Below are 25,458 nucleotides of genomic sequence, written 5' to 3'. Positions count from 1 at the left end.
CACGCGGGAGCCGACGCGGCGATACTCGCAGGCTTTGGACCTGTCTTCGCCTCGCCTGCCATGCCCGAGCGCCGCCCCCTTTTCCTGCTTCGCATCGCACTGACCCTGCTGGGCGCCTTCGCTGCCGCCCAGCTGTGCCTGTGGCTGCGCACGCCGCTGCCCTGGATGCTGGGGCCGCTGATCGCCACCTCGCTGGCCTCCATCCTGGGCGCGCCCACGGCCAGCTCGGGCCGGCTGCGCAACGGGGGGCAGTGGATCATCGGCGCCTCGCTGGGCCTGTATTTCACGCCGGCCGTGGTGCAGTTGATCGCGGGGCTGTGGTGGGCGATTGCCGTGGGCATCGCCTGGGCGCTGCTGCTGGGCTGGGGCTTCGGCGCCTGGCTGTACCGCGTGCATGCTCCACGCATGCCGCAGATTCCGGCCGCCGAGATGCGCGCCACCACCTACTTCGCGGGCGCCATCGGCGCGGCGTCCGAGATGACGCTGCTGGCCGAGCGCGAGAACGCGCGCACCGACCTGGTGGCGGCCAGCCACAGCCTGCGCCTGGTCATCGTCACGGTGACCATTCCGTTTGCGCTGCAGTGGAGCGGCATGCACGGGCTGGAGGGGCTGACGCCGCCCAGCATCCGCATCGTCGAATGGCCGGGGCTGGCGCTGCTGGCCGTGCTCACGGGCCTGGGCGCCTGGGCCATGGACCGGCTCAAGCGGGCCAACCCCTGGTTCCTGGGCGCGCTGCTGGTGTCCATGCTGCTGACCATGTTCGGGCAGGAGCTGTCGGCCGTGCCCCAGGTCCTGGTCAATGCTGCGCAGCTGGTGATCGGCGTCAGCCTGGGCGTGCGCTTTCGGCGCGAATTCCTGCACACGGCGCCGCGCTGGCTGGGCTCCGTCGCCGTGGGCACGGTGGGGCTGATGGTGATCTGCGCGGGCTTTGCCTGGCTGCTGCACCTGGCGGTGGACCTGCCCTGGGTCACGCTGCTGCTGGGCACCTCGCCGGGCGGCATTGCCGAGATGGCCATCACGGCCAAGGTGCTGCAGCTGGGCGTGCCCGTGGTCACGGCCTTCCAGGTCTGCCGACTGATCGCCGTGCTGCTGCTGGTGGCGCCCATGTTCCGGTGGCTGGAGGCGCGCGGGCGCTTCGGTGGCCGGGCCGTGCAGTAGGACCACCCGGCCGCCCTTTTTTGCCGCTAAACTGCCCGCAAGCCGAAAGGCCCGGTGCGTAGAAACACCTTCCGTAGCGTTGCAGCCCCCACGTTCAAGCGGGGCTTTGTCATGCCTTATCTCGTCGGATTGGCGCATTCGCTTGCGCCTGTTCGCAAGGTTTCGGGCGTGGTGGGGGCTATCCGCAAGGACGCCCGCACGACTACGGACGTGTTTCTAACCACCACGTCCACCTTGTTGCGCGTAGAAACGCATCGGGTGGTTTCTGTGATCTCGTAGGAAAACAGACCATGACCGTATCCATCTCCACCAGCCAATGCGCTGTGCCTGTCCCCACCTGTCCCCTTCGCCCTAAGGAGGACTGACACCATGGCCTCTCGTAAAAACGCTGCCCGCGAGGCAGCGCAGGCGCAGCCTTGCCCGCAATCCGCCCGGCCCACCTGGCCCACCTGGCAGCAGGCCATGCATGTCTCCCTGGTCATGGTGGAGGGCCTGCTGGTGTCGCTGACCCATGCCTGCCGCAACCAGCGGGGACACAATGCGCGCCAGTTCGAAGTGGAATGCGCGGTGGAACTGGCGCTGGCCCACATACGGCGCATGCAGGCCGACCCGCCGCCCGACCACGAGGCCTTCGAGCAGCAATGGCGCATGGCGGCCAGCGCCGTGCAACTGGCCGACAAGGCCTTCAAGCTGCCACGCTCACGCTATGGCCGTTCGCTCAGGGACATGCGCCTGCATTTCGATCTGCTCAAGGACCTGGTGGAGCGCGTGGAGGTAAGGGGCCGGCGCGCGGCCTGAGGGGCCGGGCTCCGGGCGCAGTGTCCGGCAGCGCCATGCGTGCTGCGTTGGGCGCAGTGGCGCAGCACCAAGGCATTGGCCGGGCCACAGGCCCGGGGTATTCTGGGCCGAGGAGGTGACAGCATGACAAGGAAGACGCCTGCGGCGGGTGACCCTGCCGCCCTGCCGGCTGGCTATGCCGGTATCCATGGGGGCATCGTGGAGTTGCTGGACGCCGCGAGGCAAGCCGCGGCCCGCAGCGTCAATGCGTTGATGACCGCCAGCTATTGGGAGATTGGGCGCCGGATCGTCGAAGCCGAGCAGAAGGGGCGCAGACGCGCCGGCTATGGCGAGCAGTTGATGGAGAGGTTGTCCACCGATCTGAGCGACCGTTTCGGGCGCGGATTTGGCGTCAACAACCTGCAGAGCATGCGGCGCTTCTTCCTCGTATATCCACAGACTGGAATTTCCCAGACACCGTCTGGGAAATTGAGTTTGTCCGAACTGGCCCAGGTTTTCACGTTGCCATGGTCCGCCTATGTCCGGCTGCTGTCGGTCAAGGATGACCATGCCCGCCGGTTCTACGAGGCCGAGGCGTTGCGCGGTGGCTGGAGCGTGCGCCAGCTCGACCGGCAGATAGGCAGTCAGTTCTACGAGCGCACGGCCTTGTCCAGGGACAAGGCGGCCATGCTCGTCAAAGGGTCCGTGCCAAGGCCCGGGGATGCCGTGACCCCCGACGATGCGATCAAGGATCCGTATGTGCTGGAGTTCCTCGACCTCAAGGACGAGTATTCGGAGTCCGACCTAGAAGCGGCCCTGATACAGCGGCTGGAAGACTTCCTGCTGGAGCTTGGCGAAGGCTTCACCTTCGTCGGGCGGCAGCGTCGGCTGCGGATCGACCAGAACTGGTACCGCGTGGATCTTCTGCTCTTCCATCGCAAGCTGCGCTGCCTGGTCATCATCGACTTGAAGCTGGGCAGCCTGACCCATGCCGACGTGGGGCAGATGCACATGTACTGCAACTATGCCAAGGAGCATTGGGCCTACCCGGATGAGAACCCGCCCGTGGGTCTGATCCTGTGCGCCGACAAGGGCCATGCCCTGGCGCGGTATGCGCTGGATGGCTTGCCGACCAAGGTGATGGCGGCCAACTACCGGATGGTGCTGCCGGATGCCGAGTTGCTGCAAAAAGAGCTGGAGAGCACTCGACGCATGCTGGAGTCTCGGCGATTACTCCGCACTGATGCCGGCCAAGCATGACGCTTGCCTCAGCCCTTCACCACAGCCCACTGTCGCTGGTCGACACCGCAATCGCGCCCCCGGCCAGCGCCTGCTGCACCTGCTCTTGCGAACACACGAAGCCCGAGGCCACGAGCGGCGGCAGGATGCGGCGCTCCGCTTCGGTGATGTGGGCCAGCATGGGGGCGGGCATGATCTGCACGAGGTTGGGGTCGCTCTGCTCCACGGCCTTGATGCTGCGCGGCCAGGTGGAGCGGTCGGTGACGAAGACTTTTTGCATGGTCAGCAGCCCGGCCTTGTTGGCGCGCTGGATGGTGGCCACGCGCGTGGACAGCAGGCTGCTGGCGCCCAGGTCCACAAGGTAGTCCACGCCGCCCTTGTCGGGCGAGATGCCGTCGCAGCTGTCGATGTTGACGATGGCGATCTTGCCCGCCCCGGTGATGGTGGAGATCACCGAGCGCAGGCGGCGCAGTTCGATGTTGGCGACGATGGCGACTTCGGCCTGGCTGGCCAGCAGCGCGTCCATCTGCTCGGCCCCGTACAGGGTGGCGATGACGGGGCGGCGCGCCAGCCGCGCGCCCAGGGAGTTGTCCGGGCGGCCCATGTCAGAGTTCCAGCCCCAGCTTGCCGGGGTTGAGCAGGTTCTTGGGGTCCAGCATGCGCTTGGCCGCCTCCAGAAGGGGGAAAGCCGTGCCCAGCGCCTGGCGCATGTAGGGCGCGCGCAGCAGGCCCACGCCGTGGTGGTGGCTGAGCGTGGCGCCGTGGCGCAGCAGCACGGCGTTGGCCGCGTCCCAGGCCGCGCGGTACCACTGGGCGCGCTGGTCCACGGCCACCTCGCCGCGCAGCGAAAAGTACAGGCAGGCGCCATCCACATAGGCATGGGACTGGTGGGCAGAGCCGGCCAGCGTGCCGGGCACGGCCTGCAGTGCGGCGACCACTTCCTCGTAGATGGCCGGCAGGTCTTTCCAGGGCCCGCACATCTCCAGCGTGTCGGCGACAAAGCCCGGGCCTTTCTTGAAACCCTCGGCGCTCTTGCCGGTCAGGTAGCGCGTGTCCAGCCAGCGCTCCAGGGTGGCGGCGCCGTCCAGTCGTTCACCCAAAGGTGCGCACACACGTTCGCAGATGGCCATGACGGCATCGACGATCTCGGGCGCGCCTTCGTCGGCGATCAGCAGCACGTGGAGGTCGCCGCGGCCGAATTGCACGCCGCTTTCCAGCGCGTCGTACAGCCGCAGCGCGGCGGGGTTGGCGCCTTGCTGCAGGATCTGGCGGCAGGCCTCCAGGCCCTGGGCAAAGCTGGCAAAGCCATAGGCGACGGCGCGGCCGTGGTCGGGCAGGCGGTGCAGCTTGAAGCGGATGCGCACGATCACGCCCAGCGTGCCTTCCGAGCCGATGAACAGCTGCTGCAGGTCCGGGCCGATGGCCGCGCGCGCGTAGCCGCCCACGGTGACCAGGCGGCCATCGGCCAGCACCACGTCCATGCCGTGGACCATGTCCTCGATCTTGCCGTAGCGCGTGGACAGCTGGCCCGCGCCCCGGCAGGCCACCCATCCGCCCACGGTGCTGATGCCGAAGGACGAGGGCCAGTGGCCCATGGTCATGCCGTGGCGGCCCTGTATGGTTTCCTCGAACACGTCGCCGAACATGCCGGCCTCGACTTCGACGATCTGGCTTGTCTCGTCCATGGCGATGAAGCGGTTGAGTTCGCACAGGTCCAGCACGATGCCGCCGCGCAGCGGCAGGGCCGCGCCCGTGACGTTGCTGCGCCCGGCCGAGACGGTGACGGGGATGGCGTGCTGGTCGGCAATGCGCATCACGGCCTGCACCTGCTCGACGGTGGAGACATGGGCGATGACGGCCTGCGGCGTGGCCGGGTGGCCCGAGGTCTCGGCCACCATGGTGCGTGCCCACCAGTCGCGCGTGCCGGCCACGACCTCGGCGTGCGCGGTCTGCACGCGGTCGCAGGCGGCGCGCAGCGCCGCGAGCACGGCCTCGGGCACGGTTACGGGTTCGTGCTGCAGGTTGGAGGAAGGACCTTCGGATGCAGGTGCGGCCTGCGCCGCCCAGCCTGGGGTCGTGGGGGCGCCCACCACGTAGTTGCGGCGGTTGTAGCCGCGGGCGATTGCGTCTTTGCTCAGCATTGGATATCTCCCATCAAGATCTGTTTTTCGCGTGTGGTGGCGCGGCGGTAGTCGTGGACCTGTTGCGCGACCAGGGCCGCTGGCAGTCCGAGTTCTTCGGCCAGGATCTCGCCCACGCGCTGCGCGGCGTGGGCCGAGGCATCGCGCGCCATGAGGCGGGCGCGCAGGCGGCGCGAGAGCACGTCGTCCACGCTGGCCGCCATTTCGTGGCGCACGGCGTAGAGGACCTCGGCCTCGGTATGGGGCAGTCCCTGCACGATGGGCCGGGCCAGTTCGGGGCGTGCGGCCAGCAGGTCGCTGACGAAGCGCGCCTCCGTGCCGTAGCGCTCGCCCAGGTGGGCAGACAGGCCGCCCGTGGCCGTGATGGCCTGGGCGTCGTAGCCGGCCGCGCCCAGCACAAAGGCCGAGGTGGTGGTGCAGCGCGTGCGCCGGCCCAGCAGCTTTTCCACGGCGTCCACGGTCTGCTCGGCCATGTGGCGCGAGGTGGTGAGCTTGCCGCCCACGATGGTGACCAGGCCGTCGGCCGCCACATGGATCTCGTGGTTGCGCTTCATCTCCACGGTCTTGCCGCCGGGCGGGCCGACCAGGGGGCGGCAGCCTGCGATGGAGCCGACCACATCCTCGGGCGACAGGTCCACCTTGAGTGCGGAGCGTGCGCCTTCCAGCAGGAAGTCCAGCTCGGTGCGCGTGCAGTGCACATCGTCCAGGCCGCCCGCGTAGTCCTCGTCGGTGGTGCCCAGGTAGGAGACATCGCCCCAGCGCGTGATGGTGGCCCGCCGGCTGCGGCCCGGCACGGGAATGGTGACGGTGCAGTCGTTGCGTATGCGCAGCCAGGGGATGGCCACGTGCACGCCCTTGGCGGGGCGCACGTGCAGCCGGGGCTCCTGGCCGGGCTTGCGGCCATCCCAGTCGCGCAGCCACACGCCCGTGGCCATGACCACGCTGCGCGCGCGCACCGTGATCTCGCGGCCATCGGCCTGGACGATGGCGCCATCCACGCGGCCGTGGGCGTTGCGCGTGACGGCGGTGGCCTGGCCGTGGTTGAGCACGGCCGCGCCGTGGAAGGCCGCGGTGCGCGCCACGGCCAGCGTGAGCCGCGCATCGTCCACGCGCGCGTCGAAGTACATGTAGCCGCCCAGCAGCTGCTCTTCGCGAAAGCTCGGGCAGTGCGACAGCACCTCGGCCTTGCCCAGCTTGCGGTGCAAGATGCCTTCGCGCCAGCCGCCGGCCAGGTCATAGGTCCACAGCAGGCTGCCGAAGGCCTTGGCCAGGCGGGCGTCGAAGACGCCGTCGCGCTCCATCACGGGAAACAGGAAGGGCAGGCGCTGCACCAGGTGGCGCGCATTGCGGCGCAGTCGCTGGCGCTCCAGCAGCGAGTGCCGCACCAGGGCCAGGTTGCCCTGCTCGATGTAGCGCAGGCCGCCGTGCACCATCTTGGAGGACTTGGACGAGGTGCCGGAGGCGAAGTCGTCCTTCTCCACCAGGGCCACGCGCAGGCCGCGCAGGCTGGCGTCCAGCGCCGCATAGACGCCGGTGATGCCGCCGCCGATGACCAGCAGGTCGAAGGCCTCGTCACCCAGCCGCGCGAGCTGGTCCGCGCGCTGCAGCTGCAGCGGCGCGGTCTGGGTCAGTGCGGCGCTGTCCCTGCGTTCCTTGCGTTCATTGCCAAAGGGCCATTGCATCATGCGCAGCCCTCCAGGGCGGCGCTGCGCCCGGGGGCCCGGGCGCGGGCCAGTTCGTCGCCCACGCGGGCGCGCCAGATGCGGCGGCGCTCGCCGCGCTCGTCGGCGGCCATGCGCGGGGTGAAGACCGCTTCGGTGCGCAGCGTGGCGCAGGCCTGCTCCAGCCCGTCCCACAGCAGGCCTGCGCTGCCGGCCATGAAGGCGATGCCGCGCAGGCTGGCCTTGTCGGTATCGGCCAGGCGGCGCACGGGCAGGCCGCCCAGGTCGGCCTGGATCTGCAGCAGGGCATCGCTGCCCGACAGGCCGCCGCCCACCAGCAGTTCGCCCACCTCGGTGCCCGAGGCGGCCTCGTCCGCCTGCACGCAGGAGGCCACGGAATGCGCAATTCCTTCGAGGATGGAGCGCGCCAGCTGCGGCCGCGAGGTGGCCATGGACACGCCCGAGATCGAGGCCCGCGCGCCCGGCTCCATGGCAGGCAGGCGCAGGCCGGTGAGCGCGGGGATGAAGACCAGGTCGGCCGGCGTTTCGGCATCGCCGGCCAGGGCGCTGATCTGCTGCGGGTTGTCGAACCACTGCAGCTTCTCGCAGATCCAGTTGAGCGCCGAGCCGGTGGTGGGCACATAGGTCTCGATGGCATAGCGCGAGACACCGCCCATGCGCCGCGCCGTCATGGTCAGCGAGCTTTCATGGGCCGCGTCATGCGCGGGCAGTTGGGTGCCCGTGAGCACATCGACGAAGCTGCCCGTGCCATGCACGCACAGCGCCTGGCCCCGCTCCAGGCAGCCCAGGCCCACGGCCGCTGCATGCTGGTCGCCCGCGCAGGCCAGGATGGGCACGGCCAGGCCCAGAAGATCGGTGCGCGTGCGGCCGAAGTCCTGCACGTCCTCGCACAGGCGGGGCAGCAGCTTGGCGGGAAATTCCAGCGCGTCCAGCCAGTCCTGCAGGTAGCGGTGCTCACCCAGCGCATAGGCATTGCCCGAAGTCACATTGGTGGGCGTGGTGACCACGGCGCGCGCATCCGACAGATGCCACAGCAGCCAGGAGTCGATGGTGCCGAAGGCCAGGCGGCGCTGCTGCCAGGCACGGGCCACGGCCGCATCCTCACGCAGCTTGCGCGCGGCCCACAGGTAGGGCGAACGCACGCCCACGGGCCGGCCCGCGTGGCGGATCAGCCGGGCGTCCCAGTCGCCGGCCAGCAGGGCCAGTTCGTCGCGGTGGCGCGAGTCCTGCCAGACCATGATGGGCGCCAGCGACCGGCCCGTGACCGTATCCCAGAGCACGGCCGAGCAGCGCTGGTTGGCGATGGCCAGGGCCTCGATCTGCTGGCCGCTGCCCCGGGCGCGGGCGATGGCGCGGCGGCACACGTCCAGCGTGCGCTCCAGCAGCAGGTCGGCGTCCTGCTCGACCACGCCGGGGCGCGGGCAGTGGACCTGCAGCGGCAGGTAGTCCTGGGCGGACACCTGCCCGTCGCGCCCCACGACGGCGGCGCGCGTGCCCGAGGTGCCTTCGTCGATGCAAAGGATCACGGCTTCATGGTGCATGGGGAGATCTTTCTCAGGCAATGGATTGGGCCGTCTTGGCGGGCGGGGCGGCGTCATCGGCGAACTGGGGAGCGCCGGGCTCGTCGTCGGGATTCACCGTGGTGCGCGTGGGGTCCCAGCGGATGGAAAAGCAGACCACGCTGGCCACCAGCGGCACCACGGACAGGATGAGGAAGGTGTTCTCCAGCCCGTACTGCTGGCGAAACAGCGGAAACACCAGCAGCCCCAGCGCCGCGCCCATGGCGCCCAGCGCGCCGATCACGCCATTGGCGCCCGCGCGCAGCTCGCTGCGGAAGGACAGCGTGGACAGGCTCTTGCCGTTGGCGCCGGGCCCGCCCGAGTGAAAGAGGATGAACAGCGAGGGCACGGCCACGGCCAGCCAGATGGGCATGCGGCCGTTGAACAGGCCCAGCACCAGCAGCATCAGGAACACCAGCGCAAAGCCAAAGGCCGAGGCCCGCCGCAGGCCCAGGCGGCGCCCGATGACGGGCGACAGGAAGCCGCCGACGATACCGAACACGTTGAACACCAGCGCGCCCAGCGTGGCCTCGCGGAAGTCCTTGCCGAACAGCGAGGCGCTGATCAGCGGCAGGTACCAGCCCACGGCGAAGTACTGGATGGACTGGCCTATCTGCACCGTGGCCGCCAGCACGGTGCGCGGCAGGTAGATGCCGCGAAAGATCAGCAGCACATTGGCCAGGCCGCGCCGGGCCGGGTTGAGCACGGGCAGGCGCTCGGCGGGCGGCGCGGCCCTGAAGGTCTGGCCGTAGATGCGCGTCATGGCGCGGGCCGCGTCGTCCAGCCGCTCCTTGCGTGCCAGCCAGGTCGGGCTTTCCACCAGCAGCGCGGCCTGCAGGCCCAGGATGGACACGCCGAACACGGCGGTGGCCGCGACCGAGTAGCGCCACAGCGAATCGCCCACGTCCCAGGAGTGGAACCACAGCGCCAGCACCAGGTTGCTGCATACGGCCATGTACCACATGCCCTGCCAGACGTTGAGCCGGCTCTTGAGGCGTGCGGGCGTGAACTCGGCCAGCACCGCCATGGCGATGGCGAAGTCGATGCCATAGGCCGCGCCCACGAAGAAGCGGCCGAAGAGGATGGTGGCGTAGTCGGGCGCCATGCTGACCAGCAGCGCGCCGGCCACGGCCAGCACCTTGGCGATGACCAGCGGGCGCATGCGGCCCCAGCGGTCGGCCATCCAGCCGCCGATGGGGTTGAAGGCGATGGACACCCAGGAGGCCAGCGACGTCATCCAGGCCACCTCGGCCGGCGTGAGCTGCTGGTCGCGCGTCATGGGGCCCAGGCCCACGCTCAGCGCGGAGTTGGAAAAGGCGTCGAGGAAAAGGCCGCCGAGCGCCAGCCACCAGATGGTGCCGGCACGGCCCGAGATGCCGGGGCGTTCGTCGATATGGGCGATGACATCCTGAACGCCGCGGATCCTGTGGATGCTGGTCTGCATGCTGGCCTCCTGTGTTTCTGCAAGAGGCCGGCAAACCGTACAGGCGCGACAAGACCATCTCACAGATGGTCTTCAAATCTTGAACCTGTGCCCGGGATTCTAGGGAGCGGGCAGGGATCGCGGATCGGTGAAAGCCCGGGGCCTGTCCGCATGCCCAGCAAAAAGCCCGCCGCACCAAGGATGCGGCGGGCTTGCCGAAGGCTTGTCCACCCGGTCCCTTCACGGGGCCGGGTGCCCTGTCCTGTCAGTGCACCACGACGGGCTGCTGGGCCAGGCCGGCGTAGCGTTCCAGGGCGTCCTCGACCTCTTCCTCGGTCGGGGCGTCCTGCTGCCAGGCGATGATCTGCTTCTGGAACATCTCGGCCCAGGACCCGTCCAGGTACACCTCCTTGCCCGAGCGCTTGTCCACGATCTCGAAGCCGTGGCGGGGCAGCTGGGGCGGTGCATCGGCGGCCGCAGGGCCGGACGCTGCGTCCGGATCCACATCGGGACGCAGATGGAGCACCACAAAGGATTCGGAGTCGTAGAGCATTTGCATGGTGTTCCCTTTCTTGCCCGTTGCCGAGCATCGCACAGCACAGATGGCTGCGAAGCGCCGGATTTCAAGGACCGTGGGGCCCCCTGTCCACCGCAGGCGCTTGCACACAGTATTCCATGGATTGGCATGCTCGGCGGCGGGCGCCGTCGGCCGCGCTGTGGTAGGCGGGCGGCAGCGGCGCCTGCCAGTGCCGGCCTACCGGGAAACTCCCTGGGATCAGGGCGCCTGGCGGCTCTTGAGCTGGAGGTCGGCGAAATCGCCGTTGTCCTGGGCCAGGCGGATGCGCACGGGCAGGTATTGCAGGCCGGGGGCCAGCCACAGCGAGGCTTGCTGGTCGTCGCCGGGCGCCGTGACCTTGTCCAGGCGCAGCGCCGGCGTGCTGCCCATGGGCAGGTCCAGGGTCTCGGTCTCGCCCACGCGAAAGCTCCAGCGGTCGGCGCGCCGCGCGCTGACGGTGATGAAGCTGATCTGCGAGCCCGCCGGGTAGCGCTGCGGCGCGCCCGCCAGCAGGGCGGACAGTTGCAGGAACACGCTGAGACGGTCCTGGGCGCCCGGGGCGATGGGGGCATCCGGCGCGCCCGAGCTGAAATGCGCCGTGTTCTGTTCGAAGGCCAACTGGGCCGACTGCTCCTTGCGGGCCTTGTCGTCGAAGCGGCGCGGCTCCAGGCCCTGGGCGGTGATGCGGCCCTCGCTGGCCTGCGAGCGCGAGCCCAGCAGGAACAGGCTGACCTCCTGGCGGGCCTGGTACTGGCCGTTGGCATGGCGCCAGACCAGCTCGGCGCTGGCCGAGTAGTTGAAACGCTTGGCCTGTCCCGTGACGGCAAACGACAGCCGAGCAGGGTCGGGCAGTTGCACGGGCACGGGCGCGTCGGAAGCCAGCGGCGTGCCGCCCGGCGAGGTGATCTCCATGCCCTGGGGCGTGCCGCCCGTGGGGGCGGGCTGGAGCTCGGGCCGGGGTTGCGCCTGGGCGGCGGACTGCGGTGCAGGGTCCGCACCGGCCAGCTCCGTGCCCGTGTCCGTGCCGGCCACGGGAGTGTCTGCCGTGGAGGCTTCGGCCGGCGCTGCGGAGGGCAGGGGTTCCACGGTCTCGCGAATGGGCGTGTCCAGCGGTTCGGGCGCCGCCACGGCCGGCGCAGGGTGCCGGACCGGGGGGCGGGGCTTGGGCTGTGCCCTGGCAGGGGCCGGCGTGTCGGGTACCGCGGCGGGCTGCGCGGTCGGTGGGGAGGGTGGTTCGGGCAGGGACAGAGCGCGTGTCTGCAGGGCAGCCACCTCGGTGCGCTGCGACGGGATCTGGTTCCACAGCGGCAGGCCCAGCAGCGCCAGCGCATGCGCGCCCAGCACCGCGGCGGTGAGCAGGGGAAGAGCGCGCTGGCGCCGGTCCATCTCAGGCCTTCCAGCCGAGATCACGGGAGAGCTGCTCGCAGGCCAGGCGCAGCGGCGCATCGATGGCGCCGCCGTATTCGGGGTCGAAGGTGGCGACCGAGCCCAGCGTGGTCAGCCCCAGCACGATATGGTCCGAGGCGTCGAACACCGGTGTGCAGAACGCGACGATGCCGGGCAACACGGTGTCGACCACGCGCGCCGTGCCGCGTTCGCGCACCTCGGCCAGCATGGCGTCTATGGCCTGGGGCGTGAGCGGCAGGTCCTTGCGCTGGCTGCGCCGGGCGTGCTCGACCTCGGGGTCCAGCAGCGCGGCCGTGGCCTCGCGCGGCAGCCAGGCCGCGAAGCAGCGCCCCGTGGCCGAGGCCAGCATGGGCATGACATCGCCCAGGCGCAGGTTGGCGGTGACCGAATGGGCGCTTTCCTCCCAGTGCACGATGGTCGGCCCGTGGTTGCCCCAGACGGCGATGGCCGTGGTGTGCCGCAACTGTTCCGTGAGCGCGGGCATGCGTTCGCGCGCCAGCCGCACGGGGTCCAGCCGCGCCAGCGAGGCCAGGCCCAGCTTCAGCGAGGCGGGCCCCAGGTCGTAGCGGGAGGTGCGTGCGTCCTGGGTCACCAGGCCGATGCGCTGGAAGCTCACCAGGTAGCGGTGGGCCTTGGCGGCGCTCATGCCGGCGTCGGAGGCCAGGTCCTTGAGCATCTGGGGGCCGCATGCGCGCGTCAGCGCCTCCAGCAATGTGAAGCCGACCTCGACGGACTGTATCCCTGCGCGTTCCTTGTCCATTGCAATAGAATTGTGTTTTGTTTAGTTAAATCAATTTAACTTATCGTAATTTGTGGCGGGGCGCGGAGGGAATCCGACGCCCTGTCCCAGGCCGCGGTCGCGCAGCGAAGGCACGGAAAGACACCATGAAACTTGCCACTTACAAGGACGGATCGAGGGATGGGCAACTGGTCGTGGTCTCGCGCGACCTGGGCCAGGCCCATTATGCGACCGGCATCGCGAGCCGGATGCAGCAGGTGCTGGACGACTGGAGCTACATGGCGCCCCAGCTGCAGGATCTCTACCACCAACTCAACAGCGGCAAGGCGCCCCATGCCTTTGCCTTCGATCCGCGCCAGTGCATGGCGCCGCTGCCGCGCGCCTACCAGTGGGCCGACGGTTCGGCCTACATCAACCATGTGGAACTGGTGCGCCAGGCGCGCGGCGCCGAGGTGCCCGCCAATTTCTACACCGACCCGCTGATGTACCAGGGCGGCAGCGACGATTTCCTGGGTCCCTGCGATGAGGTGGTGGTACCCAGCGAGGCCATGGGCATCGACTTCGAGGCCGAGATCGCCGTCATCACGGGCGACGTGCCCATGGGCGCCACGCCCGAGCGCGCGCTGGGCGGCGTGCGCCTGGTCATGCTGGCCAACGATGTGAGCCTGCGCAACCTGATACCGAACGAGCTGTCCAAGGGCTTCGGCTTCTTCCAGTCCAAGCCCGCCACGGCCTTCAGCCCCGTGGCCGTGACGCTGGACGAGCTGGGCGATGCCTGGAAGGGCGGGCGCCTGCACCTGACACTGCAGTCCACCTGGAACGGCCGCAAGGTCGGCATGTGCGATGCGGGCGAGGACATGAGCTTTCATTTCGGCCAGCTCATCGCCCATATCTGCAAGACGCGCAATGTGCGCGCCGGCTCCATCGTGGGCAGCGGCACCGTGAGCAACAAGGGCGTGGAAAGCGGCAAGGGCAAGAACAAGCGCATGGAGTGGCCCAGGGGCTACAGCTGCATTGCGGAGAAGCGCTGCATAGAGACCATCCAGGACGGCGAGCCCAAGACCGAGTTCATGCGTTTTGGCGACACGATCCGCATCGAGATGAAGGGCAAGGACGGCCAGAGCATCTTCGGCGCGATCGACCAGACCATCGCCGAGCCCGCCGAATGATGCCCGCCATCATCTGCCGGCTGCGCCGTGGCCTGGCGACCCTCGCGCTGCTGCCCGTGGCCATGGCGTTTGCCGGCTCCGGGCCTGTCCAGCCTCCTGCGGCCTGCCCGCCCGAGGCCCGCATGCCCGGTCCGGACGAAATGCAGGCCCTGCAGCGCAAGGCGCGGGACCGGGGGCTGCTGTGGCGCGTCGAATACCGGGGCCGCACCAGCTGGCTCTACGGAACCATGCACGCCGCCAGGCGCGAATGGAGCGTGCCGGGCCCCGGGGTGACACAGGCGCTGCGCGCCTCCGACAGCCTGGCGCTGGAACTGAACATTCTCGACCCCGAGGTGATGCAGGCCGTATACGCCGGTCTGCGGGCCCGGCCCGACGCGCCGCCGCTGCCCGCGGATCTCGGCCGCAGGCTGGACGAGCAACTGCGCCTGGCCTGTGCCGGCCCTGAACTGGCCGCACTGCGCCCCGACGCCCAGGTGATGACCCTGCTGTCCCTGGCCGGCCGCGGCGAGGGGCTGGACGCGGCCTATGGCATCGATTTCTCGCTGGCCGGCATGGCGCGCGCGCTGAACAAGCCCGTGCTGTCGCTGGAGACGCCCGAGCTGCAGCTGCGTGAACTGGTCTCGGACGATCCCGCGCGCGTGGCCGAGACCGTGGAGTCCGGCCTGCGCCAGCTGGAAAGCGGCATCGCCTCCCGCAAGCTGGGCCTGATCGCGCGCGTCTGGGCCGATGGCCGCATCCATCTGCTGGAGAACCTTCCCGACTGGTGCGACTGCATGGCCAATGCCGCCGAGCGCGCCGACTACGACCGCATGGTCTATGGCCGCAACCCCGGCCTGGCGCGCGAAGTGGCGCGGCAGATTCGCGCCGGCCGCAGCGTGTTCGCCGCCGTGGGCGCCCTGCACATGGTGGGGGCGCGCGGCCTGCCGGCGTTGCTCGCCGCCCAGGGCTTCAAGGTGCAGCGCGTGGAGTTCCCCGCAGCCAGTCCGTCCTGAACCACACGGCCGCTGCCGCCATGAACAAGAACAACAGTGCGAGGCCAGGACCATCCACCCCCATCCCACAGGAGACAACAATGGACCGTAGACAATTTCTGACCGCCATGGCGGCCTCGTCGGCTGGCATGGCCGCGCCCTTCGCGCAGGCGCAGGACTGGCCCGCCAGCACCATCCGCTGGGTCGTGCCCTACCCGCCGGGCGGCGGCACGGACGTGCTGGCGCGCACCGTGGCCGAGGCCATGCGCCAGGCGCTGAACCAGACCATCGTGGTGGACAACCGCCCCGGCGCCTCCACCAACATCGGCGCGCAGATCGTGGCCACGGCCAAGCCCGACGGCTACACCATCATGTCGGCCGACAACGCCGTGCTGGCCTACAACGAGCACCTGTTCAGCAAGCTGCCCTTCCACCCCGAGAAGGACTTCACCTACATCGGCGGCATCAGCCGCTTCCCGATGGCGCTGGTGGTCAATCCGAACTTCGAGGCCAGGACCTTCAAGGACTTCCTGGCCTACGTGAAGGCGCATCCGGGCCAGGTCAACTATGCCTCGCCGGGCAATGGCTCACCCACCACCTGGCCATGGAGATGTTCAAGAACCGCACCGGCACCTTCCTGACCCACATCCCCTATCGTGGCGCCGCGCCTGCGCTGGCCGACGTGATGGGAGGCCAGGTGCCCTGCATGTTCCTGGATCTGGCCTCGGGCCTGCCCGTGATCCAGTCGGGCAAGGTCCGCGCCCTGGCCATCGGCACGGCCAAGCGCGTGCCCGGCCTGCCCGAGCTGCCCACGCTGGCCGAGGTCGGTGTGCCCGATACCGAGGTCTATGCCTTCCAGGGCATCCTGGGCCCGGCCAAGATGCCGCCCGCCGTGGTGCAGCGCCTGAACGTCGAGCTCAACAAGGCGCTGGGCAATCCCGCCGTGGTCAAGCGCATGCAGGACTTCGGCATGGAGGCGCTGCCAGGCACGCCCGAGCAGTTCCTGGCCATGTCGCGGGCGGAGTCCAGGCGCTGGGGGGCGATCATCAAGAGCGCGGGCGTGAAGCTGGATTGAACCGGTGCCGTCTGGGCCTGCCCTCTGCTGGAGGGCAGGAAAATACGCCAATTTATTCATAGATGATGAATTTCCGTAGTGATACGGATACCTATGAATAAGTTGGCGTTGTTGTTTCTGCAGGAGTCGATCTGGGTTCGATTATTCATAAAGTTGCGTGAAAACGGTATTTGACTACCATCTATGAATGCCCAAGAAGAATGCCGCTCCCTCGGAGTACCCGCAGGCCGTGCTCCAGCAGATTGCGTTGCTGGCGCAGAACATCGTCATCGCCCGCAAACGCCGGGGTGAGACGCAGGCCCAGTGGGCCCAGCGGCTGGGCGTGTCCCAGCCCACCATGGCGCGCATCGAGCGCGGCGATCCCTCCGTCTCCGTGGCCTCCTATGTGATGTGCCTGTGGCTGATCAATCAGGCCCGGGGCCTGGCCGACCTGATTGCACCGCCCAACGACCACGCGGCGCTGGAGCGCGAGGTCGCCAAAGTCCGTGGCCGGGGCATGCCCGGTCCCAGATCCGCTCCCAGGCGTGGCGCCGAGCCCGCCACCGGACCCGTCGCCCAGGTGCATGAGGCCGTGCGGAAGGCCCAGGCGAGCCGGAATGCCACGGCCGCAGGCCTGGCCGATCTGCTGACGCAGAAGGCCTCGCGTCCATGACCGCCGCTGCTGCCGCACCCGGCATCCATCCGCGCAGCTATGTGCCCCAGGACCGGCTCTACGCCTGGGCCCTGGTGAATCCCGCCGCGCCCACGCTGATCGGCGAGATCGGGCTGTCGCCGCTGGTGGCCGATTGCGCCAGCTTCGCCTATGCGGCCGACTGGTGGCAGTTCCCGCTCAGCGAGGATTTGCCCTTGCTGGCCGGTACGGTGTTCAGCGCAGGCGAAAAGGGCAGCGCGCCCGGCGCCCTGGACGATGCCCGCCCCGACCGCTGGGGCGAGCGCATCATCCGCCACATCGATCGCCCGGCGCGGCTGTCCATTCTGGAGATGCTGCTGTTTGCGGGCGACGACCGTTTTGGTGCGCTGGGCGTGTCCGTCTCCGCGCAGCAGTACATTCCGCGCCAGCTGGGACCCTACGCCCGGGTGCAGGATCTGGCGCAGTTGGCGGTTGCCCTGGAGGATGTGCAGACGCAGACCCCCATTGCGGCAGACATGCAGCGGCTGATACAGCCGGGCGTCACGCTGGGCGGCGCCAGGCCCAAGGCGCTGCTGCAGACGTCTTCCGGCAGCAGCGTGGTCAAGTTCGGGGAATTGGGCGATACGGTCGATGTCCCTCTGATCGAGCACGCCACCATGACGCTGGCCGCCCGTGCGGGCATCCAGCCGGCGGTCACGGCCGTCTTGCCGCTGTCCGCGCGTCGGCGCAGGCCCGCCCATGCGCTGAGCATCGAGCGCTTCGACCGCGCCGGCCCCTACCGTGTGCACTGCCTTTCAGCCAGGACGGTGCTGCGCGCCGCCGGGCTGCAGGACAGCTATGGTGCCCTGGCCTCCATGCTGCTGCGCCTGGCCCACCCACAGCGCCAGGCCGCCATGCGGCAGGAGCTTTTCAAGCGAATGGTGTTCAACATCCTCATGGACAACACCGACGACCATGAGCGCAACCACAGCCTGTGCCTGGGCTTTGACGGCTACTACCAGCTCTCGCCAGCCTACGACGTGGTACCCACGCTGCAGAACCTGGGCTACCAGCAGATGGAGGTTGGTGAGCATGGCACCGAGTCCACGCTGGACAACGCGCTCACCGGCATCGGCGAGTTCGGCCTGCAGCGACCGCGCGCCATCGAGCTGATCCGCGAGGTGGTGCAGGTCGTCGATGGCTGGCAGCCGCACTTTGCGCAACTGGGCGTGGACCCGGCCGACATGGAGCAGCTGCGCCACAGCATTGAGCGCGACGCGCTGCGGTTGCAGCGGGATGCCTTCCGCTAAAACCCGTGTGTGCAGCCCGTGACAGCCATCAATCCAGCGCCTTCTGCCGGCGCATGGTGATGAACAGGACGGCCAGGCTGGCGCCAGCGCCGGCCACGCCCAGGGCGGCGAACAGGGGAACGCCCCACAGGCGCGGGCCCATGGTCAGCAGGCCGGGGGCCAGGCCGAGGATGAAGGCGCCGGAGACCACGGCCAGGGCCAGCCGGGTGGCGGCGCGTTCCAGTGCGAGCGAGAGGCGGTCGATGTGGCGTATGTCCAGGTCGGCCTGCACCCGGCCCGAGCGCAGTCTTTGCATCACCAGCCGCAGGGTGTGCGGCGCGTCGTCGGCCAGTTCCATCCACTGCGCCATGGCGGCGCGGCGCTGGCGTGCCAGGCTGCGCAGGGAGTAGCGCTGCAGCAGTTGGGCCTTGACCAGGGGCGTGGCGGTCTCGACCACGTCGAACTGCGGATCGAGCTGCAGCAGCACCTGGTCGGCGGTGATCAGGGCCTTGAGCAGCAGGGCCATGTCCGCCGGCAGGGCCACGCCGGTTTCCCGGGCCAGGGCCATGAAGTCCTGCAGTGCGCGCGACATCACCAGCCGGCCACTGCCCGCGCCGGGGCCGTGGCGGGTGACGAAGCGGTCCACGGCGACCTCGATGCGCGCGGCCGAGGGGGAGGCATGGCCTGGCGACTCGTTTTCGGCGGCCCAGTCCAGCAGCACGCCGGCGAGGCTGCGGCTCTGGCCCTCGACCAGGGCGCGCATCAGGCCCAGCACCTGGCGCCGGCGCCGGGGCGACAGGCGGCCGACCATGCCGAAGTCGATGAAACCCACGCGGTTGCCGGGCAGGGCCAGCAGGTTGCCGGGATGGGGGTCGGCATGGAAGAGCCCGTCGCGCAGCACCATCTGCAGGAACGCCCGGGCGCCCCGGCGCGCCAGCAGCGGGCCATCCAGCGCGGGGTCGGTGCCCACGGCCGAGGCCGGGACGCCGGCCACATAGTCCTGCACCAGCAGGCGCGGCCCGCTCAGGGCCCAGTGGATGCGCGGCACGACGATCTCGTCCTGGTTCGCGAAGTGCGCGGCCACGGCGTCGCCGTTGTGGGCCTCGACGGTGAAGTCCAGTTCCTCGCGCAGCGCCTGGCCCAGCTGGCGCGTGACCTCGCGCGGGCGCAGGCGGGCCAGCTGCGGCCACTGCGCCTGGGCCAGCAGCGCCAGGTGTTCGAGCAGGCGCAGATCGGCCTCGATCTGCGGGCGCAGCCCGGGGCGCTGGACCTTGACTACGACATCGATGTCCGGGCCGGGAATGGCTTCGTTCGCGTCACTGCCCTCCTGACGTGCGGTCTCGGCCTTGAGCCGGGCGCGGTAGACCTGGGCGATGGAGGCCGAGGCCAGCGGGACGGGGTCGAAATGCGTGAACACCTGGTCCACGGGCAGGCCCAGCGATTGCTCGATCAGCGGCCGGGCGGTTTCCCAGGGCAGGGGCGCGGCATGGCTGTGCAGCTGCTGCAGCGCGGCCGTCCATTCGGGCGCGAGCAGGTCCGAGCGTGTGGCCAGGATCTGGCCCAGCTTGACGAAGCTGGGCCCCAGGTGCTCCAGCGCCATGCGCAGGCGTTCGGGGCGGCTGGCATCGAGCGGGTGTTCGGCGGCGGGGCCGGGGCTGGAGCTGGCCATGCCGCCGCGTGGCGCGAAGCGGGCCAGGCCCAGCGTGTCCACGAGGTCGGCCAGTCCGAAGCGCAGCAGCACGCCGACGATTTCCTGCAGCCGGGCCCGGTCGCGCACGGCGACCACGGCGGTTTGCAGCATGGGCATCTCCTGTCGGTGGTGGCGATGCGGTCCATTGTGCCGACACCGGCGGGCCCGCGCGCCATGCCCCGGATAAGCGCCTTCAGGCTGTGGCGGCCAGCCGCTGCACCTGCACCGCGCAGTCGTAGAAGCTGGGCGCACGGCCCAGGTCGGTCAGGCGCTGGTGGGTCAGTTCGTTGACGTTGGTGCCGTTGTCGCCGTGCTTGCGCCACCAGATGCCCAGCCCGTTGACCACGCCCTGGCGTGCGCGGCCGTTGAGCGTCGCGTGGCATTCGTAGCTGCCCCGGTCGTTGAAGACGCGTACCCGGTCGCCCTCGGCCACGCCGCGCCGCGCCGCATCCTCGGGGTGCAGTTCCACCAGGGGGCGGCCCTCCATGGTGCGCAGGCTCTTGACGTTGACGAAGCTGCTGTTGAGGAAGTTGCGCGCGGGCGGCGAGATCATGGCCAGCGGATAGCGCGGGTCGGTGTCGCCGGTCTCGTAGTTGGGCAGGTAGTCGGGCAGCGGGTCGAGCCCTCGCCGTGCCAGCTCGGCGCTGGCGAATTCGCAGCGGCCCGAGGGCGTGGCGAAGCCGCCCTCGGCGAACGGCGCCTCGGGAAGGGCCAGGGTGGCGAAGCCCTTGTCCAGCAGCTCGGCGAAGTCCACGCCGCGCCCTTCGAAGGCCTCGCGGCACAGCTGCTCGTCATCCGTATGGAAGTGGGGCGCGGCGAAGGCCGTGTCATGGGCCGCCATGTGCGCGGCCAGGTCGCGGAAGATCTGTGCATTGCTGCGTGCCTGGCCCAGCGGCGCGATGGCGGGGCGGTTGAGCAGCACGTCGGTATGGCCATAGCTGCCGTGGATGTCCCAGTGCTCGATCTGCGTGGTGGCGGGCAGCACATAGTCGGCCAGATCGGCTGTGTCGGTCATGAACTGCTCCAGCACCACGGTGAACAGGTCCTCGCGGGCAAAGCCCGCCACGACCTTGGCCGACTCGGGGGCCACGGCCACGGGGTTGCTGTTGTAGACCACGATGGCATCCACGCGCGGGCCGAAGGCCGCATCGCCCGGGTGCAGCAGCGCGTCGCCGATGGTGCTCATGTTGATGGTGCGCGGGCGGCGATCGCCGAGCAGGCGCGGCATCTGCAGGTGCGCGCGCTGCGCGGGCAGGGCGCCCGAGGCGGACAGCAGCAGGCCGCCCGCGCGGTGGCGCCAGGCGCCGACCAGGGCCGGCAGGCAGGCGATGGCGCGCACGGCATTGCCGCCGCCGCGCGCGCGCTGCACGCCGTAGTTCAGGCGGATGGCGGCGGGCGCGGTCGTGCCGTAGTCGCGCGCCAGCTGGCGGATCTGTTCCACGGGCAGGCCGCAGACCTGGGCCGCGCGCTCCGGCGGCCATTGCAGGGCGCGCTCCCTGAGCGATTCCCAGCCCAGCGTGTGCCGCTCGATGTAGTCATGGTCCAGCCAGCCGTGGGTGATCAGCTCGTGCATCAGCGCCAGCGCCAGCGCGGCGTCGGTGCCGGGCAGCAGCTGGAGGTGCTCGTGGCACTTGTCGGCCGTCTCGGTCTTGCGCGGGTCTATGCACACCAGGCGCGCGCCGTTGCGCTTGGCCTCCAGCGCGTAGCGCCAGAAATGCAGGCTGCTGCCGATGCTGTTGCTGCCCCAGATGAGGATCAGCCGGCTTTCGATGAAATGCTCCACGCGCATGCCCAGCTTGCCGCCGTAGGTCAGGGCCAGGGCCTCGCCGCCCGCGCTGGAGCAGATGGTGCGGTCCAGCAGCGAGGCGCCCAACTGGTGGAAGAAGCGCCGGTCCATGCTCTCGCCCTGGACCAGGCCCATGGTGCCCGCGTAGCTGTAGGGCAGGACGGACTCGGGGTCGCGCGCCGCCAGGGATTGCAGCCGTGTGGCGATGTCGGCCAGGGCCTCTTGCCAGGACACGGGGCTGAACTGCCCGCTGCCCTTGGGGCCCGTGCGCTTGAGCGGTGTCAGCACACGCTCCGGGTGGTAGCTGCGCTCGGTGTACTTGCTGACCTTGGCGCAGAGCACGCCGCCGGTGTGCGGATGGGCGGGGTTGCCCTGGACGCGCGTGGCCACGCCGTCCTGCACCGTGGTCACCAGCGAGCAGGTGTCGGGGCAGTCGTGCGGGCAGGCGCCCAGGACCTGGGAGGTTGGCGTGGCGGAGGACATGGTGGGCGAGGCTTTTTTGGGAATGGGTACGAAGTCTGCGTAAAAACCGTGAAAGGCCAGGGGCGGCGCGGGACTTGCGCGCCGGATGCGCAGCTTGTCCTTATTATGCGGACCCTTCCGGCGGCCTGCATGGGGCGGGAGCGCCGACTCCCGTGACGACGACAGGTATTTCATGCACCGACCAGAGACGGCCTTCAGCCGCAGACAATTCATCGCAGCAGGCACCGCTGCCGCGGCAGCCGCGTGGAGCGGCGTGGCGCGCTCCCAGGATTCCGGCGGCACCATCGTGCTGGGCCAGTCCTGCGCAATGACCGGGCCTGCGGCCCAGATCGGCCAACCCTTCCACGAGGGCGCGAAACTGTATTTCGAGCAGCTCAACGCCCAGGGTGGCGTGGGCCGGCGCAACATCGAGCTGCGCGTGGTCGACGACGGCTACGAGCCCGAGCGCTGCGTGGCCAATACCCAACGCTTCCTGTCCGACGACGTGTTCGCGCTGTTCGGCTATGTGGGCACCTCGACCAGCATGGCCGCGTTGCCGCTGCTGCAAAAGGCGCGCGTGCCCTTGTTCGCGCCGCTGACCGGCGCCGACGCGTTGCGCCAGCCCCAGCTGGCCCACCTGGTCTACAACGTGCGCGCCTCCTATGCCGACGAGACGGCTCTGATGGTGCGCCATCTCACCGGCCTGGGCCTCAAGAAGGTGGCCGTGCTGCACCAGAACGATGCCTACGGGCAGTCGGGCTTTGAAGGCGTGAAGGCGGCCCTGGCCGCCAAGGGGCTGGAGCCCGTGGGCGCGGCCACCGTGGAGCGCAATTCCGCCAACGTGGCGGCGGCCGTCAAGGCCCTGGTGCCGCTGGGGGCCGACGTCATCGTGCAGATCGTCACCTGGTCGGCCAGCGCGGCCTTCGTGCGCGCCGCGCGCCAGGCAGGCTTCGGCGGCCAGTTCTACAACGTCTCCTTCGTGGGAACCCAGGCGCTGGCGGAGGCGCTGGGCAAGGACGCCGAGGGCGTTGTCGTGACCCAGGTCGTGCCATCGCCCTTCCAGACCTCGCGCCAGATCACGCGCGAGTTCCTCACGGCCATCCAGAAGGGCGGTGGCAAGCTGGCGGCCAGCTACTCCAGCCTGGAGGGCTACCTGACCGCGCGGGTGTTCGCCGATGCGCTGCGCCAGGCTTCGTCTGGCGGCAAGCCCACGCGCGACGGCCTGGTGGCCGCGCTCGATGGCCTGCATGGCCAGCAGGTGGCCGGCTTCCCTCTGGTCTTCAAGGCGCAGTCCACCAGGCAGCGTTTCGTGGAGTTGTCCATGCTGACCGCCGACGGCAAGGTCCGGGTGTAGGCTAGCGCCATTCGAAGGAGAACCCCATGGCCTTGCTGCAGGAACTGCTGGACAGCGCACCCGAGATCACCGCGCTGCGCCGCGACATACACGCCCATCCCGAACTGTGCTTCGAGGAGTTGCGCACCGCCGACCTCGTGGCCCGGCAACTGCAGGACTGGGGCATCGCCGTGCACCGGGGCCTGGGCCGCACGGGCGTGGTGGGCACCATCCACGGGCGCGACGCAGGTGCCTGCGGCCGTGCCGTCGGCCTGCGCGCCGACATGGACGCCCTGCCCATGCAGGAGTTCAACACCTTCGAGCATGCCAGCCGCCACGCGGGCAAGATGCACGCCTGCGGGCATGACGGCCACGTGGCCATGCTGCTGGGCGCGGCCCAGTACCTGGCGGCGCACCGCGACAGCTTCGAGGGCACGGTGCACCTGATCTTCCAGCCGGCCGAGGAGGGCGGCGGCGGCGCGCGCGAGATGGTCGAGGACGGCCTGTTCACGCAGTTCCCCATGCAGGCCGTGTTCGGCATGCACAACTGGCCCGGCATGCGCGCGGGTGCCATGGCCGTGGGCCCGGGGCCGGTCATGGCGTCGAGCAACGAGTTCCGCATCGTCGTGCGCGGCAAGGGCGGCCATGCGGCCATGCCGCACATGGTGATCGATCCGCTGCCCGTGGCGGCCCAGCTCATCCTGGGTCTGCAGACCATCGTCAGCCGCAACGTCAAGCCCATCGAGGCCGGAGTGGTCTCGGTGACCATGGTGCACGCGGGCGAGGCCACCAACGTCGTTCCCGACAGCGTGGAGCTGCAGGGCACGGTGCGTACCTTCACGCTGGAGGTGCTGGACCTGATAGAGCGGCGCATGAAGGCCCTGGCCGAGAGCATCTGCGCCGCGCATGACACGCGCTGCGAGTTCGAGTTCGTGCGCAACTACCCGCCGACCATCAACTCCGCACCCGAGGCCGAGTTCGCCCGCCGCGTCATGGCCGAGGTGGTGGGCGAGGCCAACGTGCTGCCCCAGGAGCCTTCCATGGGCGCCGAGGACTTCGCCTTCATGCTGCTGGAGAAGCCCGGCGCCTACTGCTTCATCGCCAATGGGGACGGTGACCACCGTGCCATGGGCCACGGCGGCGGGCCCTGCACCCTGCACAATCCCAGCTACGACTTCAACGATGCGCTGATCCCGCAGGGCGCCACTTTCTGGGTGCGGCTGGCACAGCGCTGGCTGGCCGAGCCCACGCGCTGAGGAACTGCCGCGCGGCCTGACATGTTCATGTCACAGGGGGCGCATAGCATGCGCCCCCTGTGACATCCTTCCCCTTTCCTGCGGACGGCCCCCCGGGCATGGCACTGCATATCCGGCAACGGCGCCTGCGCCATGGCGGGCAGGCCGCGGTCCAGACCATGGACCTGCGGATCGCGCCCGGCGAAATCCTGGCCCTGTCGGGCCCGGCGGGCTGCGGCAAGACCCGTGTGCTCAGGACGCTGGCCGGCCTGGATCCGCCCGGGCACGCTGCCGTGGACCGCGATGGCTGCCGTGTGTCCTGGGGCGGCGCATCCTCTCCTTTCCCGATGCGGGACCTGGGCCTGGTGCTCCAGGGCGACAATCTGTCGTCCGACATGAGCGTGCAGGGCCATGTGGGGTTGCCACTGGCACTGCGCGGACTGCCGCAGGCCCAGGTTCGCGAGGGCGCCCTGCAGGCGCTGGCATTGCTGGGGTTGCAAGGCATGGGCGAGTACCGGCCCGCCAGCCTGTCGGGCGGCCAGCGGCAGCGCGTGCTGCTGGCGCGCTCCCTGGTGGCGCGACCACGCCTGGTTCTATGGGACGCGCCGCTGTCACTGCTGGGCCGAGACCTGCAGAAAGCTCTGTGGCTGGAGCTGGCAGCGTTGCTGCGCCATCTGGGCTGCACGGCCGTCTACGCCACGCAGGACTTCGAGGAGGCGTGCGCCATCGCGGACCGCGTGGTCGTCATGGACCACGGACGCATCCCGCAGGAGTTCGTCCCGGCGGCGCGGTTGGAGGCCGCCGACTGAGGTGGATGTCAAAAAAAGCACGATCGTTCTAAATCGCGCTTTTTTCGCTACACTGTGCCGCTACACGAACCGCCCACAGGAGACCCGCCATGTCCGATCTGAACGCCGCCTTCGAGGCCGCCGTCAAGAATTCCACCTCGATCAGCGAGCGCCCCGACAATGCCACGCTGCTCAGGATCTATGCGCTGTACAAGCAGGCCACCGAGGGCGACAACGAGGCCAAGAAGCCCAGCTTCACCGACATGGTGGGCCGCGCCAAGTGGGATGCCTGGGAAAAGCTCAAGGGCGCGACCACCGACGAGGCCAAGCAGCAGTACGTCGATCTCATCGAGTCGCTGCGCTGATCCT

The 25,458-nt window shown here is 69.6% G+C and carries 21 protein-coding genes and 1 pseudogene; 12 read left to right on the top strand and 10 right to left on the bottom strand.

All coding sequences use genetic code 11. The features are described from left to right. The first annotated feature begins 60 nt into the window (after positions 1-60). From L1Z78_RS25255 to L1Z78_RS25245, 3 genes are all read left to right on the top strand, one after another. Positions 61-1,158, top strand: coding sequence for an AbrB family transcriptional regulator (locus tag L1Z78_RS25255; RefSeq protein WP_234639074.1), 1,098 nt, complete (start codon positions 61-63; stop codon positions 1,156-1,158). Positions 1,159-1,527: 369 nt separating this feature from the next. Next, complete coding sequence (locus L1Z78_RS25250) at positions 1,528-1,956, top strand: hypothetical protein (protein ID WP_234639073.1); 429 nt, start codon at positions 1,528-1,530, stop codon at positions 1,954-1,956. A 123-nt stretch (positions 1,957-2,079) separates the two neighbouring features. Then, on the top strand, positions 2,080-3,195 hold the full coding sequence (locus L1Z78_RS25245; RefSeq protein WP_234639072.1) for a PDDEXK nuclease domain-containing protein: 1,116 nt from the start codon (positions 2,080-2,082) through the stop codon (positions 3,193-3,195). Positions 3,196-3,211: 16 nt separating this feature from the next. Here the strand turns inward: L1Z78_RS25245 and L1Z78_RS25240 are convergent, their stop codons facing one another. The 8 genes from L1Z78_RS25240 to L1Z78_RS25205 form a co-directional block, all read right to left on the bottom strand. Then, positions 3,212-3,778: a glycerol-3-phosphate responsive antiterminator gene (locus L1Z78_RS25240; protein WP_012203049.1), complete on the bottom strand. Its 567-nt coding sequence runs from the start codon at positions 3,776-3,778 to the stop codon at positions 3,212-3,214. A 1-nt stretch (position 3,779) separates the two neighbouring features. Next, positions 3,780-5,315: an FAD-binding oxidoreductase gene (locus L1Z78_RS25235; RefSeq protein ID WP_234639071.1), complete on the bottom strand. Its 1,536-nt coding sequence runs from the start codon at positions 5,313-5,315 to the stop codon at positions 3,780-3,782. Then, the gene (locus tag L1Z78_RS25230; RefSeq protein ID WP_234639070.1) at positions 5,309-7,000 is read right to left on the bottom strand and encodes a glycerol-3-phosphate dehydrogenase/oxidase; all 1,692 of its coding nucleotides are present in this window, start codon (positions 6,998-7,000) and stop codon (positions 5,309-5,311) included. Before L1Z78_RS25230 ends, L1Z78_RS25235 begins: the two co-directional genes overlap by 7 nt. Next, positions 6,997-8,538 (bottom strand): FGGY family carbohydrate kinase, encoded by a 1,542-nt coding sequence (locus L1Z78_RS25225; RefSeq protein ID WP_234639069.1) that lies wholly within the window; start codon positions 8,536-8,538, stop codon positions 6,997-6,999. Before L1Z78_RS25225 ends, L1Z78_RS25230 begins: the two co-directional genes overlap by 4 nt. A 13-nt stretch (positions 8,539-8,551) precedes the next feature. Beyond that, positions 8,552-10,000: an MFS transporter gene (locus L1Z78_RS25220; protein ID WP_234639068.1), complete on the bottom strand. Its 1,449-nt coding sequence runs from the start codon at positions 9,998-10,000 to the stop codon at positions 8,552-8,554. Between the two features lie 244 nt (positions 10,001-10,244). Next, on the bottom strand, positions 10,245-10,538 hold the full coding sequence (locus L1Z78_RS25215; protein ID WP_234639067.1) for a DUF3567 domain-containing protein: 294 nt from the start codon (positions 10,536-10,538) through the stop codon (positions 10,245-10,247). A 216-nt stretch (positions 10,539-10,754) separates the two neighbouring features. Then, positions 10,755-11,921, bottom strand: coding sequence for a DUF3108 domain-containing protein (locus L1Z78_RS25210; RefSeq protein ID WP_234639066.1), 1,167 nt, complete (start codon positions 11,919-11,921; stop codon positions 10,755-10,757). Position 11,922: 1 nt separating this feature from the next. Beyond that, positions 11,923-12,702, bottom strand: a complete 780-nt coding sequence (locus L1Z78_RS25205; RefSeq protein WP_234639065.1) for an IclR family transcriptional regulator — start codon at positions 12,700-12,702, stop codon at positions 11,923-11,925. A gap of 125 nt (positions 12,703-12,827) precedes the next feature. On the opposite strand from L1Z78_RS25205, the gene L1Z78_RS25200 reads away from it, so the two are divergent. From L1Z78_RS25200 to L1Z78_RS25180, 5 genes and pseudogenes are all read left to right on the top strand, one after another. After that, on the top strand, positions 12,828-13,850 hold the full coding sequence (locus L1Z78_RS25200; protein ID WP_234639064.1) for a fumarylacetoacetate hydrolase family protein: 1,023 nt from the start codon (positions 12,828-12,830) through the stop codon (positions 13,848-13,850). Then, complete coding sequence (locus tag L1Z78_RS25195; RefSeq protein WP_418921718.1) at positions 13,850-14,842, top strand: TraB/GumN family protein; 993 nt, start codon at positions 13,850-13,852, stop codon at positions 14,840-14,842. Before L1Z78_RS25200 ends, L1Z78_RS25195 begins: the two co-directional genes overlap by 1 nt. 80 nt (positions 14,843-14,922) lie before the next feature. Continuing rightward, positions 14,923-15,896: pseudogene (locus L1Z78_RS25190) on the top strand (Bug family tripartite tricarboxylate transporter substrate binding protein). Positions 15,897-16,083: 187 nt separating this feature from the next. After that, a complete protein-coding gene (locus tag L1Z78_RS25185; protein ID WP_234639062.1) occupies positions 16,084-16,548 on the top strand; it encodes a helix-turn-helix transcriptional regulator in 465 nt (154 codons plus the stop codon). After that, positions 16,545-17,816 carry a type II toxin-antitoxin system HipA family toxin gene (locus L1Z78_RS25180; RefSeq protein ID WP_234639061.1) on the top strand — a complete coding sequence of 424 codons (1,272 nt, stop codon included), beginning with the start codon at positions 16,545-16,547 and terminating at the stop codon, positions 17,814-17,816. Before L1Z78_RS25185 ends, L1Z78_RS25180 begins: the two co-directional genes overlap by 4 nt. A gap of 28 nt (positions 17,817-17,844) precedes the next feature. Here L1Z78_RS25180 and L1Z78_RS25175 read toward each other — a convergent pair whose 3' ends face one another. Further along, on the bottom strand, positions 17,845-19,596 hold the full coding sequence (locus L1Z78_RS25175) for an ABC1 kinase family protein (RefSeq protein ID WP_234639060.1): 1,752 nt from the start codon (positions 19,594-19,596) through the stop codon (positions 17,845-17,847). An 82-nt stretch (positions 19,597-19,678) separates the two neighbouring features. Beyond that, on the bottom strand, positions 19,679-21,754 hold the full coding sequence (locus L1Z78_RS25170) for a molybdopterin-containing oxidoreductase family protein (protein ID WP_234639059.1): 2,076 nt from the start codon (positions 21,752-21,754) through the stop codon (positions 19,679-19,681). 172 nt (positions 21,755-21,926) lie between these two features. Here L1Z78_RS25170 and L1Z78_RS25165 point away from each other — a divergent pair, with 172 nt between their 5' ends. The 4 genes from L1Z78_RS25165 to L1Z78_RS25150 all read left to right on the top strand — a co-directional run bounded on the left by L1Z78_RS25165 (position 21,927) and on the right by L1Z78_RS25150 (position 25,454). Continuing rightward, positions 21,927-23,087 (top strand): ABC transporter substrate-binding protein, encoded by a 1,161-nt coding sequence (locus tag L1Z78_RS25165; protein WP_234639058.1) that lies wholly within the window; start codon positions 21,927-21,929, stop codon positions 23,085-23,087. A gap of 26 nt (positions 23,088-23,113) precedes the next feature. Continuing rightward, on the top strand, positions 23,114-24,322 hold the full coding sequence (locus tag L1Z78_RS25160; protein ID WP_234639057.1) for a M20 aminoacylase family protein: 1,209 nt from the start codon (positions 23,114-23,116) through the stop codon (positions 24,320-24,322). A 98-nt stretch (positions 24,323-24,420) separates the two neighbouring features. Then, a complete protein-coding gene (locus L1Z78_RS25155) occupies positions 24,421-25,110 on the top strand; it encodes an ATP-binding cassette domain-containing protein (protein WP_234639056.1) in 690 nt (229 codons plus the stop codon). A gap of 89 nt (positions 25,111-25,199) precedes the next feature. Then, a complete protein-coding gene (locus L1Z78_RS25150; protein ID WP_234639055.1) occupies positions 25,200-25,454 on the top strand; it encodes an acyl-CoA-binding protein in 255 nt (84 codons plus the stop codon). The last annotated feature ends 4 nt before the right edge of the window (positions 25,455-25,458 follow it).

This window comes from Delftia tsuruhatensis (assembly GCF_903815225.1).
Lineage (GTDB): Bacteria > Pseudomonadota > Gammaproteobacteria > Burkholderiales > Burkholderiaceae_C > Comamonas > Comamonas tsuruhatensis_A.
The sequence above is the reverse complement of the archived record's forward strand: the minus strand, read 5'-3'. Positions and strand labels throughout refer to the sequence as shown.

What these genes read in the sequence shown, in the direction of transcription:
- L1Z78_RS25215 (WP_234639067.1), bottom strand. Translation starts at nt 10,538, where the DNA reads ATGCAAATGCTCTACGACTCCGAATCCTTTGTGGTGCTCCATCTGCGT.
- L1Z78_RS25150 (WP_234639055.1), top strand. Translation starts at nt 25,200, where the DNA reads ATGTCCGATCTGAACGCCGCCTTCGAGGCCGCCGTCAAGAATTCCACC.
- L1Z78_RS25200 (WP_234639064.1), top strand. Translation starts at nt 12,828, where the DNA reads ATGAAACTTGCCACTTACAAGGACGGATCGAGGGATGGGCAACTGGTC.
- L1Z78_RS25220 (WP_234639068.1), bottom strand. Translation starts at nt 10,000, where the DNA reads ATGCAGACCAGCATCCACAGGATCCGCGGCGTTCAGGATGTCATCGCC.
- L1Z78_RS25195 (WP_418921718.1), top strand. Translation starts at nt 13,850, where the DNA reads ATGCCCGCCATCATCTGCCGGCTGCGCCGTGGCCTGGCGACCCTCGCG.
- L1Z78_RS25165 (WP_234639058.1), top strand. Translation starts at nt 21,927, where the DNA reads ATGCACCGACCAGAGACGGCCTTCAGCCGCAGACAATTCATCGCAGCA.
- L1Z78_RS25240 (WP_012203049.1), bottom strand. Translation starts at nt 3,778, where the DNA reads ATGGGCCGCCCGGACAACTCCCTGGGCGCGCGGCTGGCGCGCCGCCCC.
- L1Z78_RS25250 (WP_234639073.1), top strand. Translation starts at nt 1,528, where the DNA reads ATGGCCTCTCGTAAAAACGCTGCCCGCGAGGCAGCGCAGGCGCAGCCT.
- L1Z78_RS25160 (WP_234639057.1), top strand. Translation starts at nt 23,114, where the DNA reads ATGGCCTTGCTGCAGGAACTGCTGGACAGCGCACCCGAGATCACCGCG.
- L1Z78_RS25155 (WP_234639056.1), top strand. Translation starts at nt 24,421, where the DNA reads ATGGCACTGCATATCCGGCAACGGCGCCTGCGCCATGGCGGGCAGGCC.
- L1Z78_RS25175 (WP_234639060.1), bottom strand. Translation starts at nt 19,596, where the DNA reads ATGCTGCAAACCGCCGTGGTCGCCGTGCGCGACCGGGCCCGGCTGCAG.
- L1Z78_RS25170 (WP_234639059.1), bottom strand. Translation starts at nt 21,754, where the DNA reads ATGTCCTCCGCCACGCCAACCTCCCAGGTCCTGGGCGCCTGCCCGCAC.
- L1Z78_RS25235 (WP_234639071.1), bottom strand. Translation starts at nt 5,315, where the DNA reads ATGCTGAGCAAAGACGCAATCGCCCGCGGCTACAACCGCCGCAACTAC.
- L1Z78_RS25245 (WP_234639072.1), top strand. Translation starts at nt 2,080, where the DNA reads ATGACAAGGAAGACGCCTGCGGCGGGTGACCCTGCCGCCCTGCCGGCT.
- L1Z78_RS25230 (WP_234639070.1), bottom strand. Translation starts at nt 7,000, where the DNA reads ATGATGCAATGGCCCTTTGGCAATGAACGCAAGGAACGCAGGGACAGC.
- L1Z78_RS25185 (WP_234639062.1), top strand. Translation starts at nt 16,084, where the DNA reads ATGCCCAAGAAGAATGCCGCTCCCTCGGAGTACCCGCAGGCCGTGCTC.
- L1Z78_RS25210 (WP_234639066.1), bottom strand. Translation starts at nt 11,921, where the DNA reads ATGGACCGGCGCCAGCGCGCTCTTCCCCTGCTCACCGCCGCGGTGCTG.
- L1Z78_RS25180 (WP_234639061.1), top strand. Translation starts at nt 16,545, where the DNA reads ATGACCGCCGCTGCTGCCGCACCCGGCATCCATCCGCGCAGCTATGTG.
- L1Z78_RS25255 (WP_234639074.1), top strand. Translation starts at nt 61, where the DNA reads ATGCCCGAGCGCCGCCCCCTTTTCCTGCTTCGCATCGCACTGACCCTG.
- L1Z78_RS25225 (WP_234639069.1), bottom strand. Translation starts at nt 8,538, where the DNA reads ATGCACCATGAAGCCGTGATCCTTTGCATCGACGAAGGCACCTCGGGC.
- L1Z78_RS25205 (WP_234639065.1), bottom strand. Translation starts at nt 12,702, where the DNA reads ATGGACAAGGAACGCGCAGGGATACAGTCCGTCGAGGTCGGCTTCACA.